13 protein-coding genes are annotated in these 17,926 nt (G+C 71.7%); 6 read left to right on the top strand and 7 right to left on the bottom strand.

Going from position 1 to position 17,926, the window contains the following annotated elements; genetic code table 11:
* Positions 1-46: 46 nt before the first annotated feature.
* The 4 genes from IF20_RS12560 to IF20_RS12545 all read right to left on the bottom strand — a co-directional run bounded on the left by IF20_RS12560 (position 47) and on the right by IF20_RS12545 (position 6,714).
* Positions 47-3,778, bottom strand: coding sequence for a multifunctional oxoglutarate decarboxylase/oxoglutarate dehydrogenase thiamine pyrophosphate-binding subunit/dihydrolipoyllysine-residue succinyltransferase subunit (locus IF20_RS12560; protein ID WP_052865176.1), 3,732 nt, complete (start codon positions 3,776-3,778; stop codon positions 47-49).
* A 260-nt stretch (positions 3,779-4,038) separates the two neighbouring features.
* A complete protein-coding gene (locus IF20_RS12555) occupies positions 4,039-5,154 on the bottom strand; it encodes a HAMP domain-containing sensor histidine kinase (protein ID WP_052865175.1) in 1,116 nt (371 codons plus the stop codon).
* Positions 5,151-5,894, bottom strand: a complete 744-nt coding sequence (locus tag IF20_RS12550) for a response regulator transcription factor (protein ID WP_052865174.1) — start codon at positions 5,892-5,894, stop codon at positions 5,151-5,153. The genes IF20_RS12555 and IF20_RS12550 overlap by 4 nt, the downstream gene beginning before the upstream one ends.
* A 124-nt stretch (positions 5,895-6,018) precedes the next feature.
* Positions 6,019-6,714, bottom strand: a complete 696-nt coding sequence (locus IF20_RS12545; RefSeq protein ID WP_052865173.1) for a spermidine synthase family protein — start codon at positions 6,712-6,714, stop codon at positions 6,019-6,021.
* Positions 6,715-6,903: 189 nt separating this feature from the next.
* Between IF20_RS12545 and lon the strand changes: the two genes are divergently transcribed.
* Both lon and IF20_RS12535 read left to right on the top strand, forming a co-directional pair.
* Positions 6,904-9,363 carry an endopeptidase La gene (gene lon, locus IF20_RS12540; RefSeq protein ID WP_052865172.1) on the top strand — a complete coding sequence of 820 codons (2,460 nt, stop codon included), beginning with the start codon at positions 6,904-6,906 and terminating at the stop codon, positions 9,361-9,363.
* 130 nt (positions 9,364-9,493) lie between these two features.
* On the top strand, positions 9,494-10,063 hold the full coding sequence (locus IF20_RS12535; protein WP_052865171.1) for a Uma2 family endonuclease: 570 nt from the start codon (positions 9,494-9,496) through the stop codon (positions 10,061-10,063).
* A gap of 4 nt (positions 10,064-10,067) precedes the next feature.
* Here IF20_RS12535 and IF20_RS12530 read toward each other — a convergent pair whose 3' ends face one another.
* Both IF20_RS12530 and IF20_RS12525 read right to left on the bottom strand, forming a co-directional pair.
* A complete protein-coding gene (locus IF20_RS12530) occupies positions 10,068-10,880 on the bottom strand; it encodes a lysozyme (protein ID WP_052865170.1) in 813 nt (270 codons plus the stop codon).
* A 122-nt stretch (positions 10,881-11,002) separates the two neighbouring features.
* Complete coding sequence (locus IF20_RS12525; protein WP_052865169.1) at positions 11,003-11,872, bottom strand: lysozyme; 870 nt, start codon at positions 11,870-11,872, stop codon at positions 11,003-11,005.
* A gap of 269 nt (positions 11,873-12,141) precedes the next feature.
* Between IF20_RS12525 and IF20_RS12520 the strand changes: the two genes are divergently transcribed.
* Entirely contained in the window at positions 12,142-12,666 is a 525-nt protein-coding gene (locus tag IF20_RS12520) for a MarR family winged helix-turn-helix transcriptional regulator (RefSeq protein WP_110944105.1), read from the top strand.
* 22 nt (positions 12,667-12,688) lie between these two features.
* Here the strand turns inward: IF20_RS12520 and IF20_RS12515 are convergent, their stop codons facing one another.
* Entirely contained in the window at positions 12,689-13,534 is an 846-nt protein-coding gene (locus IF20_RS12515) for a protein phosphatase 2C domain-containing protein (RefSeq protein WP_052865168.1), read from the bottom strand.
* A 566-nt stretch (positions 13,535-14,100) separates the two neighbouring features.
* Between IF20_RS12515 and IF20_RS12510 the strand changes: the two genes are divergently transcribed.
* From IF20_RS12510 to IF20_RS12500, 3 genes are read left to right on the top strand one after another with little or no spacing between them, the layout of a single operon-like run.
* The gene (locus IF20_RS12510; protein ID WP_052865167.1) at positions 14,101-17,040 is read left to right on the top strand and encodes a nitrate- and nitrite sensing domain-containing protein; all 2,940 of its coding nucleotides are present in this window, start codon (positions 14,101-14,103) and stop codon (positions 17,038-17,040) included.
* Complete coding sequence (locus tag IF20_RS12505; RefSeq protein WP_052865166.1) at positions 17,040-17,525, top strand: roadblock/LC7 domain-containing protein; 486 nt, start codon at positions 17,040-17,042, stop codon at positions 17,523-17,525. Before IF20_RS12510 ends, IF20_RS12505 begins: the two co-directional genes overlap by 1 nt.
* Positions 17,522-17,923, top strand: coding sequence for a DUF742 domain-containing protein (locus IF20_RS12500; RefSeq protein WP_052865165.1), 402 nt, complete (start codon positions 17,522-17,524; stop codon positions 17,921-17,923). The genes IF20_RS12505 and IF20_RS12500 overlap by 4 nt, the downstream gene beginning before the upstream one ends.
* The last annotated feature ends 3 nt before the right edge of the window (positions 17,924-17,926 follow it).

The raw sequence follows: 17,926 nt of genomic DNA, 5'->3' as shown, positions 1-17,926 counted from the left end.
CCCCCGCCCCTTTTCAGGTACTGCCGGGTCCGGCGGTGCCGGTTGCTCAGGCGTCGAACGCCTCGGCGATGAGCTGGGCCTGCTCGGCCTGGTGGCGCTTGGCGGAGCCGACGGCCGGGGAGGAGCCGTGCGGCCGCGAGATGCGGCGCAGGCGCTCCTTGTGCGGCACGTCGGCGCCGACCGCCAGGTCCAGGTGGTCGATCAGGTTCAGGCCGAGGAACGGCCAGGCGCCCTGGTTGGCGGGCTCCTCCTGGACCCAGAGGTACTTGCCGGCGTTCGGGAACTTGGCGATCTCCGCCTGGAGCTCCTTGCCGGGCAGCGGGTACAGGCGCTCGATGCGGACGATCGCGACATCGTTCGCGCCGCGCTTCTCCCGCTCCGCCTCCAGGTCGTAGTAGACCTTGCCGGAGCAGAAGATGACCTTCTGGACGGCGTTCGCGTCGACCGTGCTGTCGCCGATCACCGGGCGGAAGCCGCCGGTGGTGAACTCCTCCGTCTTCGACGCCGCGGCCTTCAGACGCAGCATCGACTTCGGGGTGAAGACGACCAGCGGCTTGTGGTGCGGGTTGTGCACCTGCCAGCGCAGCAGGTGGAAGTAGTTGGAGGGGAGCGTCGGCATCGCGACGGTCATGTTGTTCTGCGCGCACAGCTGGAGGAAGCGCTCGATGCGGGCCGAGGAGTGGTCCGGGCCCTGGCCCTCGTAGCCGTGCGGCAGGAGCAGGGTGACGCCGGAGGTCTGGCCCCACTTCTGCTCGGCGGAGGAGATGAACTCGTCCACGACGGTCTGCGCGCCGTTGACGAAGTCACCGAACTGCGCCTCCCACATGACCAGCGCTTCCGGCCGGGCGAGGGAGTAGCCGTACTCGAAGCCCATCGCCGCGTACTCGCTGAGCAGCGAGTCGTAGACGTTGAACCGCTCCTGGTCCTCGGAGAGGTAGAGCAGCGGCGTGTAGTCGTTGCCCGTCTCCCGGTCGATGAGGACCGCGTGACGCTGGCCGAAGGTGCCGCGGCGGGAGTCCTGGCCGGCGAGCCGGACCGGGGTGCCCTCCATCAGCAGCGAACCGATGGCCAGGGTCTCGCCCATGCCCCAGTCGATCGTGCCGTCCTCGACCATGGCCGCGCGGCGCTGCAGCTGGGGCAGCAGGCGCGGGTGGACGGTGACCCGGTCGGGGATGTTGACCTGGGACTCGGCGATCCGCTTCACGACCTCCTGGGAGACCGCGGTGTCCACGTGGACCGGGAACTCGGCCTGCGGCTGCGGCACCTCGGGGGTCGCCGGGGTCGTGGTGGCCTCGCGGACCTCCGTGAAGACCTTCTCCAGCTGGCCCTGGAAGTCCTGCAGCGCCTGCTCGGCCTCCTCCAGCGTGATGTCGCCGCGACCGATGAGGGACTCGGTGTAGAGCTTGCGCACCGAGCGCTTCTTGTCGATCAGGTCGTACATCAGCGGCTGGGTGAAGGCCGGGTTGTCCGACTCGTTGTGACCGCGGCGGCGGTAGCAGATCAGGTCGATGACGACGTCCTTGTTGAACGCCTGGCGGAACTCGAAGGCGAGGCGCGCGACGCGCACCACGGCCTCCGGGTCGTCACCGTTCACGTGGAAGATCGGCGCCTCGATCATGCGGGCCACGTCGGTGGCGTACATGGAGGAGCGGGCCGACTCCGGCGCGGCGGTGAAGCCGACCTGGTTGTTGATGACGATGTGCACCGTGCCGCCGGTGCGGTAGCCGCGCAGCTGCGACATGTTCAGCGTCTCGGCGACCACGCCCTGGCCGGCGAACGCGGCGTCACCGTGCAGCTGGACGGGCAGGACTGTGAAGTCCGTGCCGCCCTTGCCGATGATGTCCTGCTTGGCGCGGGCCACACCCTCGACGACCGGGTCCACGGCCTCCAGGTGCGAGGGGTTGGCGGTGAGCGAGACCTTGATCTGCTCGCCGTCCAGGCCGGTGAAGGTGCCCTCGGCGCCCAGGTGGTACTTCACGTCGCCGGAGCCGTGCATCGACTTCGGGTCGAGGTTGCCCTCGAACTCGCGGAAGATCTGCGCGTAGGACTTGCCGACGATGTTGGCGAGGACGTTCAGGCGGCCGCGGTGGGCCATGCCGATGACGACCTCGTCCAGCCGCGACTCGGCGGCGGAGTCGATGACCGCGTCCAGCATCGGGATGACGGACTCGCCGCCCTCCAGCGAGAAGCGCTTCTGGCCGACGTACTTCGTCTGCAGGAAGGTCTCGAAGGCCTCGGCGGAGTTCAGGCGGCGCAGGATGCGCAGCTGCTCGTCGCGCTCCGGCGGGGTGTGCGGGCGCTCCAGGCGGTCCTGCAGCCACTTGCGCTGCTTGGGGTCCTGGATGTGCATGTACTCGATGCCGGTGGTGCGGCAGTACGAGTCGCGCAGCACGCCGAGGATGTCGCGGAGCTTCATCATCGACTTGCCGGAGAAGCCGCCGACCGCGAACTCCCGCTCCAGGTCCCACAGGGTGAGGCCGTGCTCGGTGATGTCCAGGTCGGCGTGCTTGCGCTGCTTGTACTCCAGCGGGTCGGTGTCGGCCATGACGTGGCCGCGCACCCGGTAGGCGTGGATCAGGTCGAAGACCCGGGCCGCCTTGGAGACGTCGTCGTCGTGGCTGACGTCGATGTCCTTCAGCCAGCGGACCGGCTCGTACGGAATCCGCAGCGACTTGAAGATGTCGTCGAAGAACTCGTTCTCGCCGAGCAGCAGCTGGCTCATGATGCGCAGGAACTCGCCGGAGGCGGCGCCCTGGATCACGCGGTGGTCATAGGTGCTGGTCAGCGTCATGACCTTGGAGATACCGAGCTTGTTCAGGGTGTCCTGCGAGGTGCCCTGGAACTCCGCGGGGTAGTCCATCGCGCCGACGCCGACGATGAGGCCCTGGCCGGGCATCAGGCGCGGCACGGAGTGCACGGTGCCGATGCCGCCGGGGTTGGTCAGCGACGCGGTGACGCCGGTGAAGTCCTCCATGGTCAGCTTGCCGACCCGGGCGCGGCGGACGATGTCCTCGTACGCCTGCCAGAACTCGAAGAAGCTGAGCGTCTCGGCCTTCTTGATGGCCGCGACGACGAGCTGGCGGTCGCCGTTCGGCTTCACCAGGTCGATGGCCAGACCGAGGTTCACGTGGTCCGGCTTGACCAGGGTGGGCTTGCCGTCCTTCTCGGCGAACGAGTAGTTCATCGAGGGCATCGCCTTGAGCGCCTGCACCATGGCGTACCCGATGAGGTGGGTGAAGGAGACCTTCCCACCGCGGGCGCGCTTGAGGTGGTTGTTCATGACGATGCGGTTGTCGAACAGCAGCTTCACGGGGACCGCGCGCACGGACGTGGCCGTGGGCAGCTCCAGCGAGGCGTTCATGTTCTTCGCCACGGCGGCGGACGGACCGCGCAGCGTGACGAACTCGGGGCCCTCGGCAGCCGGCTTGGCCTTCGCCTCGGCGGCCGGCTTGGCCTTCGCCTCGGCGGCCGGCTTGGCCGGCGCGGGCTTGGCCTCGGCCGGCTTCGCGGGCGCGGCCGGGGCGGCAGCCGCCGGCTTGGCGGCCGGCGCGGCGGGCTTGGCCTCGTCGGCCGGGGTGCCCGAGGTCACCGGGGCTCCTGGCTTGTAGTCGGCGAAGAAGTCCCACCAGGCTCGGTCTACCGAGTTCGGGTCCTGGAGGTACTGCTGGTAGATCTCGTCGACGAGCCACTCGTTCGCACCGAATCCGGCTGCAGGGTTCTTACCCTGCCCGTCTTGGTCGGTCGAGGCACTCGAAGTGTTGGGGGACTGTGGCGACACGGCGGCAACCGCCCTCTTCCGCTTCCTAAAGGTGGTGGACAGCGGGAATAAAGGCTACGCCTCTGTCGACCGATGCTGCAGTCCGGGAGGGGTACTCGTCGCGCACGTCACATTTGGCGCCGGGTTTCGGGGAACGACTTGGCGGGAAACATGCGTGGTTCGCTCGCGCCTGGGTAGGGGGTATCGCCATCGCACCCCCGGTGGGGCGCGGGGAACACCCCGAATGAGTGGTTCCACCACCGACCCTACGTCACCGAGCGTCAAGAACGAGGCTGACCGGTCCCCGGAAGGGTGACGCGGATACGGCAGCCACGCGGGGATTCGGCCACTCCGATGCGCCCGCCGTGCAGATCCACCGCCCACCGCGCGATCGCCAGGCCCAGTCCCGTGCCGCCGTCGGTCCCCGGACCGGACGGCGCGGGGCCGCCGCGGTTGAACCGCTCGAACACTCGGTGCCGCTCGGACTCCGGTATGCCGGGCCCCTCGTCCTGCACCTCCAGGACCAGGCTGCCGGCGCCCTCGCCGCGGCGCGCCCGTACGGTCACCCGGCCGTGCGGCGGGCTGTGCTTGATGCCGTTGTCGATCAGGTTGGCGACGACCTGGTGCAGCCGCTCGGCGTCCGCGTGCGCGGTCAGCTCCGGCGGCGAGACGTCCAGGTGGAGGTGGACGTCCGTACGGCTGTGGTGGCTGGAGCCGATGGACAGCGTGGAGGCGCTGCGGCTCATGTTGGCCTCCTTCAGCACCCCGGAGAGGTACGGCCAGACCTCGAAGCGGCGGGCGTGCAGCGGGATGACCCCGTTGTCCAGCCGCGAGAGGTCCAGCAGGTGCTCGACCAGCCTGCCCAGCCGCTCGGTCTGGCTCAGCGCGGTGCGCATCGTCTCCGGATCGGCCTCGGAGACGCCGTCGACGACGTTCTCCAGCACGGCGCGCAGCGCGGCGATCGGGGTGCGCAGCTCGTGCGAGACGTTGGCGACCAGCTCTTTGCGGTGGGTGTCCACCGCTTCCAGGTCGGCGGCCATCCGGTTGAACGCCTCGGCCAGCTCGCCGAACTCGTCCCGCCGGCTGCCGTGCACCCGCCGGGTGTAGTCACCCGCCGCCATCGCCCGCGTCACGTCCGTCATCTCGTCCAGCGGCGCGGTCAGGCCCTGCGCGACGAACTGGGTGATCAGCAGTGAGGCGATGATCGAGAAGACGGTGATGACCCGCAGCTCCGTCGCCGAGTGGAACGCGACGAGGACCAGCAGCGTCGTGATGATCACCGAAACGGTGACCAGCGCGCCGAGCGCCGCCTTGACCGACCGGTACGGGTCGAGCGGGCGCAGCGCCTCCCAGGCCCGCTGCCAGAGCTCACGCGCCAGAGGACCGGGCGACCTCATGCCGGCGGGGTCTCCAGCGCGTAGCCGACGCCGTGCACCGTACGGATCCGCTCGGCACCGATCTTCCGGCGCAGCGCCTTGATGTGGCTGTCGACCGTACGGGTGCCGGAGGCGTCCGCCCAGTCCCAGACCTCGGCCAGCAGCTGCTCACGGGAGAGCACCGCGCGCGGGGTGTTGGCCAGGCACACCAGCAGGTCGAACTCGGTGGGGGTGAGGTGCACGTCGGCGCCGCGCACCCGGACCCGCCGCTGGGCGTGGTCGATCTCCAGCTCGCCCAGGCGCAGGATGCCGCTGCGCGGGGTGTGCGCGGCCAGCGCGGCCCGCTCGACCCGGCGCAGCAGGACGTGCACGCGGGCGGCCAGCTCGCGCATGGAGAACGGTTTGGTCATGTAGTCGTCGGCGCCGACGCCGAGGCCGACCAGCATGTCGGTCTCGTCGTCCCGCGCCGTGAGCATCATCACCGGGACCGGCCGCTGGGCCTGCACCCGGCGGCACACCTCCAGGCCGTCGAAGCCCGGCAGCATGATGTCGAGGACGAGCAGGTCGGGCTGCCACGCCTCGGCGGTGTCCACGGCCGACGGGCCGTCGACGGCCGTCTGCACCTGGAAGCCCTCGGCGCGCAGCCGGGCGGCGATGGCGTCCACGATCGTCGGGTCGTCCTCGACGACGAGGACGCGCCGCTGCGCGCCGGGCGTGGCCGCCGCCGCGGCGGTGCCGTGGGTGGTCTGAGTCTGGTCCATCGCCCGCCCCTGAATTTCCCCGTGCGTGGTCGCGTTACTGACTGGTTGTGCCGACCTGCTGACCCGGTGTACCGGCTGGTCGCACACTGCTGGCAGCAGCGTAAAGGCACGATCGGACCCGCGGCTACGCGCGTTTCCTCGCGAGGTGGACCACGTCGGGGACGCCTCGGACAACGGGGATCTCTTCGGTGCGAACCTCGCTGAACCCCACATTCCGGAGAGCGGACTCGAAAGTCGCGGAGGGCTGCGCGGACCACACGGCGAGCACTCCGCCGGGCGTCAGCCGGTCCCGGCAGGCGGCCAGACCGGCGGGGGAGTAGAGGCTGTCGTTGCCCTCGGTGACGGTCCAGTCCGGCCCGTTGTCGATGTCCAGACAGAGCGCGTCGAAGGTGTCGGCGCCCGCGCCGCCGCGTACGTACGCCACCAGATCCGCCTGGACGATCTCGGTGCGGGGGTCGGCCAGGGCCGGGCCCGACACCGCGTCCAGCGGCCCGTCGCGGTGCCAGTCGACGACCGCTTCCTCGCGCTCGACGACCGCGATCCGGCCCCAGCGCGGCTCCGCCGCGGCGCGGGCCAGCGAGAAGCCGACGCCGAGTCCGCCGATCAGCACGGACGGCCGCAGGCGGTCGGCGGGTAGCGCCGCGAGCGCGGCGTCGATCAGCAGCCGCTCCGACCGCCCGTCGGAGGTGTCCATCAGGAAGCACCCGTTGGCGATGATCTCGAAATGCGCGCCCCGCCGCCGCAGCACCACCTCGCCGAACGGTCCGTCCCGGCGCTCCAGCGTGACGGGCGCCTCGTCGGTCTCGTAGAGGGCTGGCATGGGTGCGTGTCCTCCGGGTCGGGGTCGGCCGGGCGGCCCCCACCCTACGAGCCGCACACCGGTCGGGCGCCCGAACCGGCCCGTCCCCGCTTCGCGGCTGATCGCTGACAGCGAACACGGCAGGGGAACACTCACGGGCTCATGTGCATTGAGTGGGTACAGCTCAACTTGCCTGCCGAAGGGGAGATCATGGCTTCGACGTCCACACCGCTCACCCTGCCCGTGCTGCCGCTCGACGACGAGGTCGTGCTGCCCGGCATGGTGGTGCCGCTGGACCTGTCCGACACCGAAGTACGCGCCGCGGTGGAGGCCGCGCAGGCCGCCGCCTCTCCCGGTAACAAGCCACGGGTGCTGCTCGTTCCACGGGTCGACGGCACCTACGCCGGCATCGGCACGCTCGGCAAGGTCGAGCAGGTCGGCCGGCTGTCCGACGGCGACCCCGGCGCGCTCATCCGCGGCCTGGGCCGCGTGAAGATCGGCTCCGGGACGACCGGTCCCGGAGCCGCCCTCTGGGTGGAAGGCACCACGGTCGAGGAGACCGTGCCCGACCCGCTGCCCGGCCAGGTCGCCGAGCTGGTCAAGGAGTACAAGGCGCTGGCCACCAGCTGGCTGCGCAAGCGCGGTGCCTGGCAGGTCGTGGACCGTATCCAGCAGATCGAGGACGTCGGCCAGCTCGCCGACAACTCCGGGTACTCACCCTTCCTGACCACCGAGCAGAAGGTGCGCCTCCTGGAGACCACCGACCCGGTGGCCCGCCTGAAGGACGCCACCGAGACGCTCCGCGAGCACCTCGCCGAGCAGGACGTCGCCGAGTCCATCGCCAAGGACGTCCAGGAGGGCGTCGACAAGCAGCAGCGCGAGTTCCTGCTCCGCCGCCAGCTGGAGGCCGTCCGCAAGGAGCTCTCCGAGCTGAACGGCGAAACGGACGACGAGAGCGACGACTACCGCGCCCGCGTCGAGGCCGCCGACCTGCCCGAGGAGGTCCGCAAGGCCGCCTTCAAGGAGGTCGACAAGCTGGAGCGGGCCAGCGACCAGAGCCCCGAGGGCTCCTGGATCCGCACCTGGCTGGACACCGTCCTGGAGCTGCCGTGGAACGAGCGCACCGAGGACGCCTACGACATCAAGGGCGCCCGCGCCGTCCTGGACGCGGACCACGCGGGCCTGGACGACGTCAAGGAGCGCATCACCGAGTACCTGGCCGTACGCAAGCGCCGCGCCGACCGCGGCCTCGGCCTGGTCGGCGGGCCATCAGAAGGGGCATCGCGCAGCGATTCCGGCAAGGGTGGTGGTGGGCGACGGGCGGGCGGGGCCGTGCTGGCCCTGACCGGCCCGCCCGGCGTCGGCAAGACCTCCCTCGGCGAGTCCGTCGCGCGCGCCATGGGCCGCAAGTTCGTGCGCGTCGCGCTCGGCGGCGTCCGGGACGAGGCGGAGATCCGCGGCCACCGCCGTACGTACGTCGGCGCGCTGCCCGGCCGCATCGTCCGCGCGATCAAGGAGGCCGGCTCCATGAACCCGGTCGTCCTGCTCGACGAGATCGACAAGGTCGGCTCCGACTTCCGCGGCGACCCGGCGGCGGCTCTGCTCGAAGTCCTCGACCCGGCGCAGAACCACACCTTCCGCGACCACTACCTGGAGGTCGAGCTCGACCTCTCCGACGTGGTCTTCCTCGCCACCGCCAACGTCCTCGAAGCGATCCCGGAGCCGCTCCTGGACCGGATGGACCTGGTCCGGCTGGACGGCTACACCGAGGACGAAAAGGTCACCATCGCCCGCGACCACCTGCTCCCGCGCCAGCTGGAGAAGGCGGGACTGGAGCCCGGCGAGGTCGTGATCGAGGACGCCGCGCTGCGCAAGCTCGCGGGCGAGTACACGCGGGAAGCGGGCGTCCGTAACCTGGAGCGTTCCGTCGCACGCCTCCTCCGCAAGATCGCGGCCAAGCATGAACTGGGCGAGCAGGACCTGCCCTTCACCGTCGGCGTGGACGAGCTGCGCCCGCTCATCGGGCGGCCGCACCACGTCCCGGAGTCGGCGCAGGACCCGGAGGAGCGGCGTACGGCGGTGCCCGGCGTGGTCACCGGCCTGGCCGTGACCGGCGCGGGCGGCGACGTGCTCTACGTCGAGGCCTCGCTCGCCGACGCCGAGACCGGCGGCTCGGGCCTCCAGCTCACCGGCCAGCTGGGCGACGTGATGAAGGAGTCGGCGCACATCGCCCTCTCCTTCCTCCGCTCGCACGGCGCGGAGCTGGAGCTGCCCGTCGGCGATCTGAAGGACCGCGGCGTGCACCTGCACGTACCGGCCGGTGCCGTCCCGAAGGACGGTCCCAGCGCGGGCATCACCATGACCACCGCGCTGGCCTCGCTCCTCTCCGGCCGCCAGGTCCGCCCGGACGTGGCCATGACCGGCGAGGTCTCCCTCACCGGCCGGGTGCTGCCCATCGGCGGCGTCAAGCAGAAGCTCCTCGCGGCGCACCGCGCGGGCATCACGACGGTCGTGATCCCGAAGCGCAACGAGGCCGACCTCGACGACGTCCCCGCCGAGGTCCTGGAGAAGCTCGACGTCCACCCGGTCTCCGACGTCCGCCAGGTCCTGGAACTGGCCCTGACCCCGGCGTCGGCCCCGGCTTCCCCGGAGGTGCCGGTGGCGGCGTGACGCCCGCGGACCGGTGACGACGGCCCGGAACCCCGCCACGCGGGTGTTCCGGGCCGCGCGTGTCCTGGTCACCGTGCGTATCGTTGTACTGCGTGGCTGCCGTGCCCGCGGTGGCGGGGAGGAGCGCACGATGACTGTCGAGCCGGTCGTCGGCCCCCCGGGGGACCTCGACAGCCTGATCGAGCTGCTGTACGGCATCACCCCTGAGGGCTACAAGTCCGAGGTCGTCGGCGGGGCCGTCCACATGTGGCCACAGACCAACACGTCATGGGACATCACCGCCGATGTGCTGTTCCAGCTGACCCATCGCTTCGGGGAAGTGAGCGACCTCTGGCACGACGTCCGTCTGGACCTCCCCGGCCACCACAATGCCTTCGCGCCGGACCTGTTCAAGCTGTCCGGTACGGCCGGGCGGGACACGCAGGGGCGTCACCGGTACCAGGATGTCGAGTTCGTCCTGGAGGTGATCTCGCGGGAGACCGCTGGCAGCGACTACGGGGCGAAGAAGGCCGCCTATGCCGCGGGCGCCGTTCCCGTGTACCTGATCGCCGACCCCTGCACCGCCCGTTGGCACCTCTTCACCCTGCCGAGGAACGGCGAATACCGGAGTCGATTGTCCCTCGACTTCGGTGAGCCGGTCGACCTGACCGACACCGTCCTCGGCATGACCCTGGCAACGGACAGGTTCCCCCGCGACTGACGCGCTACCCCGTAGCCAGCTTGCGCAGCTGCGCCGCCGAGCCGTTGAAGACGTTCTGGTCGCCGGGGAAGCGGCCACTGTCGGCGTACTGCCAGATGGAGTGGGACGACCAGCCGGCCGGGAGGGGGCCGGGGGCGGACGCGTAGCGGGCGATCCACAGCGGGTGGTTCATGCCGAAGGACGCGTTGCCGCCGACGCACCGCTTCCACCAGTTGGTGGCGGTGTAGATCATCGGGTGGCGGCCGGTCCGCTTGTGCACCGTCGCGCTGAAGTCGTGGATCCACCGCGCCATCGCCGCCTGGCTCAGGCCGAAGCAGATGGAGCCGTACGGGTTGTACTCGATGTCCAGCGTGGGCGGCAGGGTGCGGCCGTCCGCCTTCCAGCCGCCGCCGTTGTCGACGAAGTAGTCGGCCTGCGCCTTGCCCGACGAGGAGCTGGGGATCGCGAAGTGGTACGCGCCGCGGACCATCCCCACGTTGTACGAACCCCCGTACTGCTGCCCGAACTTCGGGTTGTGGTAGCCGGTGCCCTCGGTGGCCTTGACGATGGCGAAGCGGGCGCCGGCGCGCCAGGCCGCTGCCCAGTTCACGTTGCCCTGGTGGCTGCTGACGTCCATGCCGGCCACTCCGGCGAGCGGCTGCGGCGCGGTGCCCGGCGCGGCGCCGCCTTCGTGGGAGCGGAGCGTGGAGCCCGCACGGTGGTCGGCTCCGGAGAGGGGGGAGCCGTCGGTCGGGACGGAGGCGGCGGATGCGGGCACGGTCACCGCGAGGGCCGCGCCGAGTGTGGAGAGCAGCGTGCTGCACCGGCGTATGCGCATAGGGGGGAGCCTCTTTCGAAGACGCGCACGGGGAGGGGGAGACAGGGCGCCGTGCGGCGCGGGCCCGCGGGAGGATCCCGGCGCGGGTCCGCGCGGCACGGTGGGGGAGCCCTGTCCGCCTCTTACCCGTTCGCGAGCGCCTGGAGACGGTCGTACGCGCCGTTGAAGGAGTTGTGGTCGCCCACGGTCGGCCCGGTGGACGTGTACTGCCAGATGGTGTGGAAGCCCCAGCCGGCCGGGAGTTCCCCCACGGAGGAGCCGTACCGCGGGATCCACAGCGGGTTGGTGTTCCCGAAGCCCGCGTAGTTGCCCGTGCACTGCTTCCACCAGCTCGTGGAGGTGTAGATCACCGCGTCCCGCCCGGTCCGCGCCTTGTATGTCGCGAACCAGTCCTTCATCCAGTTGACCAGCGCCGTTGCGCTCATGCCGTAGCAGGTGGCGCCGTACGGGTTGTACTCCATGTCGAGCGCGCCGGGCAGCGTCTTGCCGTCCCGGGACCAGCCGCCCCCGTGGTCCACGAAGTAATTGGCCTGGGCGGCGCCGCTGGAGGTGTTGGGTGTCGCGAAGTGGTAGGCCCCGCGAATCATCCCGACGTTGTAGGACCCGTTGTACTGCTGAGCGAAATAGGGGTTGATGTAGCTGGTCGATTCGGTTGCCTTGACGTAGGCGAACTTCACCCCGCTGTTCCACAGCGTCGACCAGGCGACGTTGCCCTGATGGCCGCTGACGTCCACTCCTTCGACGGACGCCGCGAGCGACGGTGCGACCGGCAGGCCCGTACCGCCCTCGTGCTTGGCGATCTGTGAGCCGGCCCAGTCCTGGCCGGGATGGGTGGGTTCGGGGGCGTCCTTCGCGGGGGTGCCCGCGGGCTGCGCCGCGGCGGCGGTGCCGAAGGTGCCGCCGAGCAGCGCGAGCAGGGTGAGGAGGATTCCGGCCACCCTGGCGGCGGAGCGCCGAGGGTGGCGGGCCGGACCGGATCTGTGCACGTGCATACGTGACTCCGAAGATCTCGGTGGGATCTGGGGGGGGAGGCCGACCGTGGTCCATGACTTGGTGTGGTCATGCCATAAAGGACGGTACGCGCGTAGACCTGGAGCGGAAAGGGGGTCGGATGATTCCGTTGGTCTAATCCTGCGAAATACTGTCTCAGCTGCGGAATCGGCCGCCGCTGAAAAATTCTTCCATCGTCCGGAAAACGGGAAAGGGCGCTGACGTGCACAACACCGGAACCGACGGGGCGGCGGCGCGGCGGCCCGACGGCATGGACGACCTGTTTCTTTCGCTCGAACGCGAGTTGGCGGTATTCCTGCGCCGGGCCCGCGCCTCTTCCGGCGAGATGGCCCGCGAGGTGCACCCGGACCTGGAGCCCTCGGCGTACGGCCTGCTGGTCCGGCTCGCCGACGTGGGCGAGCAGCGGGCCACCGAGCTGGCCTGCTACGTCGGCGTCGGCAAGGCGACCATCAGCCGTCAGCTGCGGGCGCTGGACGACCTCGGCCTGGTCGCCCGCGAGAAGGACCCGGCGGACGGGCGCGCCGTCCTGGTCCGGCTCACCGACGAGGGGCTGGCCCGCTTCACCCGGGTACGCAATGCCCGGCGCGACCGCTACGCCCGCCGCCTCGCCTCCTGGGACCGCGGCGAGATCGGCGAACTGGCACGGCTCCTTCACCGGTTGAACGAGGAGCAGGAACAGGAGCAGGAGCAGGAGCGCGAGCTGCACGAGGAACGCGCGGCGGACGAGGCACGCGGGTCGACCGCCGAGCCGGGCCGGGAGGCGGCGGACGGGTGACGGCGGGCGCGCCGCCCCCCGCTCACAGCTCCGCGTGCACCACCGCCGCGTCGTCGTGCAGCTTCCCCCGCGGGAAGGCGAGCCGGTCGGCGTCGGCGTCCTCCGCGGCCCGCACCCGCTCGATGAGCGCCCGCGGCCCCTCCTTGCGCACCACGGCCAGGCAGTCGGCCCAGGAGCCCTCCCGGAACACCTCCACCCAGCGCCCGGCCCCGTCGCTCAGCGCGGTCAGCGAGCGCACCTGCTCGCGCGGCACGGTGCCGGTGACCGCCCGCGCCGCCACGGACGGATCGGCGGCCGCGGTCCAGAAGCCGCCCTCGGCGTTGCGCAGCGCCTCGACGGCGGCGACGTACTCGCGGGCCGCCGCCGCCCGTTCGGCGGACCCCTCCGGCAGGGCCCGTACGGCGGCCCGCAGCTCGCCGACCGAGGCCGGCAGCTGGGCGAGGCGCTCGTCCAGTACCGCCTCGACCGTCCCGTCCGGCGCTTCGATGAGCAGCGCGGAGTCGGACAGCACCAGGTACTCCACGGCGTACGGCGACCACCGCGCGGCGATCGCCGTTGCCTGCGGAGTCCTACTGTGAGAAAGGTCACAGGTGTCGCGGTGGGCGGCGGCGGTGCGGCCGATGGCTTCGGCGAGCGCCTCGGCGAGCGTCATGTCGCGGAGCGAACCGGACAGTTCGAGCATCGCGCCCCCGAGGCGCGCGGTGAACCACGGGACGTCGTGGCGGCACCCGAAGTCCTCCGGCGGCGGCGTCACCCCGTCGAGCAGGACGAGTACGCCGCCCTCCCCGGACGCGGGCAGCGCTACTGATGCGTAGTCCTCATTGGGGCGTTGAGGGTCGCCGGGCTCCGTGGCGAGTTCGATGCGCATGGGAGCAAGCATGCCGGAGGGACCGAAAGAGGCCGTCCGGAATGCGCGGTTCGCGTGGCGTGGGCCCGAAGCCGCGCCCGTGCCGGCACTTCGGTCCGCGGAAAGGCCGCTCCGGAAAATGCGGGCGGGCATCCTGCCAGGACCGCGACGGTTCTCCAAACCCGCCCGCCGATGGCCTACTGTTGCGCCTCACAGCGGAAGTTGATGGTCAACTTCCGATTGATGTTCACTCATTCAGGTGGCCGGGCAAGTGTTGCCGGGCCGCCGCGCGGCGCCGGTGAAATGGTCGTATTCCGGATCATGGGGTGGGTCATTCGCTCACCGGGACGCGCACAGCCGGACTGTTTCCCCGGCGGGGGCGTGAGGTGCCGCGGACGCGTCGCAGGTCCGCCCCCGGGGGAGAACGGCCGGGTCCGCAAGGCCACACGGCGTGGGCAGGCGAGACAGGATTGCGAGCAGCGGTGCGGAAGAAGCGGCTTCGGGGTGACGTGGTGGAGCCGGGAACACCGGCCGGCCCGGCCAGGTCCGGTACGGACGGTGGCCGCGCGGGCGGACGTCCCGCGCGCGTGCGCAACAGGCTCGTGGGGGCCGTGGCGGTGGTCGCCGTCGCCGTCCTGGCGGTCGGCACGCCCGTCATCGCCTCGGCGGCACAGGACGTGGACGGCTCCCAGGAGCTGGTCGACCTCGGCGAGCTGAACGCCCGCGCGGTGACCCTGTCCCACTCCCTCGCCGACGAGCGCGACGCCATGACGACGTACGTCGCGGCCGGCCGTACGACGCAGAACGGCGGCGGCGTGTCGGAGGCCCAGCGGGCCCGCGTGGACCGGCAGATCGAGGACCTGCGCGCCGAGGCGGCCGAGACCTCCGCCGAGACCGCGGCGTTCGCCGACGCCGGCCGGGCCCTCAAGACGCTGCCGAGCGTGCGCCAGCAGGGACTGACGGGCCGGGGCACCGCCCTGGACACGTTCAAGTCCTACAGTGCCACCATTCAGGCACTGGACGCCATTTCGACCGACATCGCCCGCAAGGTGCCGCCCCGCGCGCTCGCCGCCGGCTCCCACGCGCAAGGCCTGCCGCTCCTCGCCCGCGCCACCGAACAGGCCTCCGCCACCCGCGGACTGCTGCTCGCCGCGCTGGCGAGCGGCGGACGGCAGCCGGACCTGTCGGCCGCCGCGCAGCAGTCGCACGTCCGCGCGCAGGCCGCCGTCGCCGACTTCCGGCAGAGCGCCGACGCGCACTCCCGCGACAGCTACGACCGGACCGTCAACGGCACCGACGTCGACACCGCCGAGCGCTACCTCACCCGTCTCACCGACCAGCCCCGGGTCTCCCCCCTCGACCTCCAGCTGAACCGCGAGCGCATCCGCACCTCGCTCAGCACCCGCATCGGCCTGATGCGCAGCGTGGAGTCCTCGCTGACCACCGCCGACGTGAAGTCCATGGGCACGCTCCGGGACGACGACGTCACGACGCTGGAGATCCGCATCGGCCTGGTCGGCCTCTGCCTGCTGCTCGCCGTCGGCATCAGCATCTGGTCGGCGCGCACGATGACCCAGCCGCTGTCCGCGCTGCGCCGCGGTGCCGCGCGGCTCGCCAAGGACCCCGCCGACGAGCAGCCGGTCGAGTACAAGGGCCGCAACGACGAGTACGCGCAGACCGTCCGCTCGGTCAACGCGCTGCACTCGCAGGTCGCCGAGCTGGCGAAGAAGGCCGCCGAGGCCGAGGGCGAGCGCGCCCGGATGGCGAGCGGCCGCAAGCGGCTGGCCGCCGAGCGGGACGTGCTGCTGGAGGAGCGGGCCGACCTCACCGAGCGGCTGGCCGCCCTGCGCTCCGGCGTCAACAACCGATTCGTCAGCCTGGCGATGCGTACCGTCGGCCTGATCGAGCGCCAGCTCGCGGTCATCGAGAGCCTGGAGGAGAAGGAGCAGGACCCCGAGCGCCTGGACACCCTCTACAAGCTCGACCACTTCGCCGCCCGGATCCGCCGGAACAGCGAGAACCTTCTCGTCCTGTCCGGCTCCGAGCACAGCAACCACAACGCCGTACCGGTGCCGCTGCTGGACGTGCTGCGCGCCTCGATCAGCGAGATCGAGCGGTACGAGCGGGTGCGCATCCAGTCCCTCCCGCCGCACTCCCAGGTCGCCGGCTTCGCCGCCGACGACGTCAGCCACCTGATCTCCGAGCTGCTGGACAACGCCACGGCGTTCTCCCCGCCGGACGCCCACGTCGAGCTGTCCGGCTGGCTGCTGGAGAGCGGCGAGCTGATGCTCTCGGTCCAGGACCAGGGCATAGGGATGACCGCGGAGCGGATGGCGGAGCTGAACCAGCGGCTGGCGGACCCGGAGACGGCCACCTCCTCGGAGACCGTCGACGAGGCGCTCGGCCTCGGCCTGTACGTCGTCGTACGGCTCGCCGCGCGGCACGGCGTCCGCGTCCAGCTGCGCGACCAGCAGCAGGGCGGCGTCACCGCCGTCGTGGTGTTGCCGAAGTCCATCCTGCCGACCCGCCCGACGCCGGCCGCCGCCGCGCAGCCCGGCACGGTGCAGGCCGGACCGACCCTCCCGGGCTCGGTCGCCGAGGCCAACTCCAACGCGCTGCCGGCCCGCGGCCAGCGCCCGCTGACGCCGCAGCAGGCCCAGCCGCAGCAGGTGGAGCAGGGCCGGCCGGCGCAGCTGGAGCAGCGGGGCCGGCACAGCCGGCCGGAGCAGGCACCGCAGCAGGCACCGCAGGCACCGCAGGAGCAGCACGCGCAGCCGGCCCCGGCGCCGCTGGGCGATCCGCTCACGGATCCTCTCCCTGACTCCCTGACGGGCCCGTTCCCCGGGCAGCCCGCCGACCCGCTGATCGAGGCGGCCGAGCGGAGCATCGACGCGGCGGGCCTGGGACCGGACGCCGCTGCGCCGGGCACCGGCGGGCCCGAGGCGGGCGCGCCGGGCGGATACCCGCACCCCGGCCCGGCGCCGCACGCGCCGTACGACCGGAACGGCCCGGCGGCGCACGTCCCGGAGGCCCAGGCGCCGGTCGCGCAGCCCGGCCCCGCCGGGCCCACGGGCCAGGCCGGCCCGGGACGCCCGGGGGTGCCGGACTTCTCCGGTGACCCCGACGGCGAGCCGGCCACCGGTGGCGCGCCCGCCGGCCGGTCGCCGTACGTCGCCGACGACGCGCCGGCCGCCGCGCCTGCCGCGCACGCGGAGGGCGCCGAGCACAGCCGGGCCGAGACCGAGGAGGAGCCGCCCGCGCGGCGGCTGACCGACATGGGGCTGCCCAAGCGCACGCCCCGCGTCGTGGCACAGCGGCCGCCGAGTGCCCCGCGGCAGAGCGGTGGGGTGAACGCCGAAGCGCTGCGGCGCCGGCTCGGCGGCTTCCAGCAGGGGGCGCGCGAGGGCCGCCGGGACGTGGCCGCGGAGATCGCGGAGCACACGGCGGAACAGACCATCCCACAAACGGACACCGACGGAGCGGGGGCCCCGGGAGAGAGTCACGTTGTCGAGGAGGCACGCGATTGATGGCGCAAGCGCCCACTGCTTACGGACTGAGCAGCCAGGCACGGAATCTGCAGTGGCTGTTGTCCAATCTGGTCGACGAGGTGCCGGGCATCCGTTCGGTGGCCGTGGTGTCGTCGGACGGACTGCTGCTGCTGGCTTCGGACCCGGAGCTGGCCGAGGGGGCCGTTGACGCCGGGGGGACGCGCGGCCCGCGCGGCTCCAGCGCCGACCTGGCCACCATCGTCTCCGGCGTCGGCAGCCTCACCAACGGCGCGGCGAAGCTGATGGACGGCGGAACGGTCAAGCAGACGATGATCGCCATGGACGAGGGCAGCCTGTTCGTCAGCTACATCAGCGACGGCTCGCTGCTCGGCGTGCACGCGACCCCCGACTGCGACATGAGTGTCGTGGCGTACCACATGGCGCTCTTCGTCGGCCGGGCCGGCCATGTCCTCACCCCCGAACTCCGCAGCGAACTGCGCAAGTCGATGGAGAGCGTCCAGTGAGTACCGCACCCAAACTCCCCACACGAGGTGGGGACAAGAAACCCGCGCGCGTGCGGCCGTATTCGCTCACCGGCGGCCGCACCCGCTTCGGGCACGTCCTGCTCGTGGAGACCTTCGTGGCCGCGCTGGACGCGCCCGAGGAGCGTCGCGAGCTGACCTCGGGCGGCTGGGCCGACCGCGTCATGCCCGAGATGCGCGCCATCGTCGAGCTGTGCCGCCGGATGCGGTCCGTCGCGGAGATCTCCGCGCTGCTCAAAATGCCGCTGGGCGTGGTCCGCGTCCTGCTCAGCGACCTCGCCGACCAGGGAAAGATCCGCGTCTACGGCTCCGGTCACGGCACCGGCCAGCCCGACCGCGCGCTGCTTGAGAGGGTGCTGAGTGGACTTCGCAGGCTCTGAGAC

The organism is Streptomyces niger (genome assembly GCF_000718305.1).
Lineage (GTDB): Bacteria > Actinomycetota > Actinomycetes > Streptomycetales > Streptomycetaceae > Streptomyces > Streptomyces niger.
Note: the sequence above shows the minus strand (reverse complement) of the source record. Positions and strands in the feature narration are given on the sequence as shown.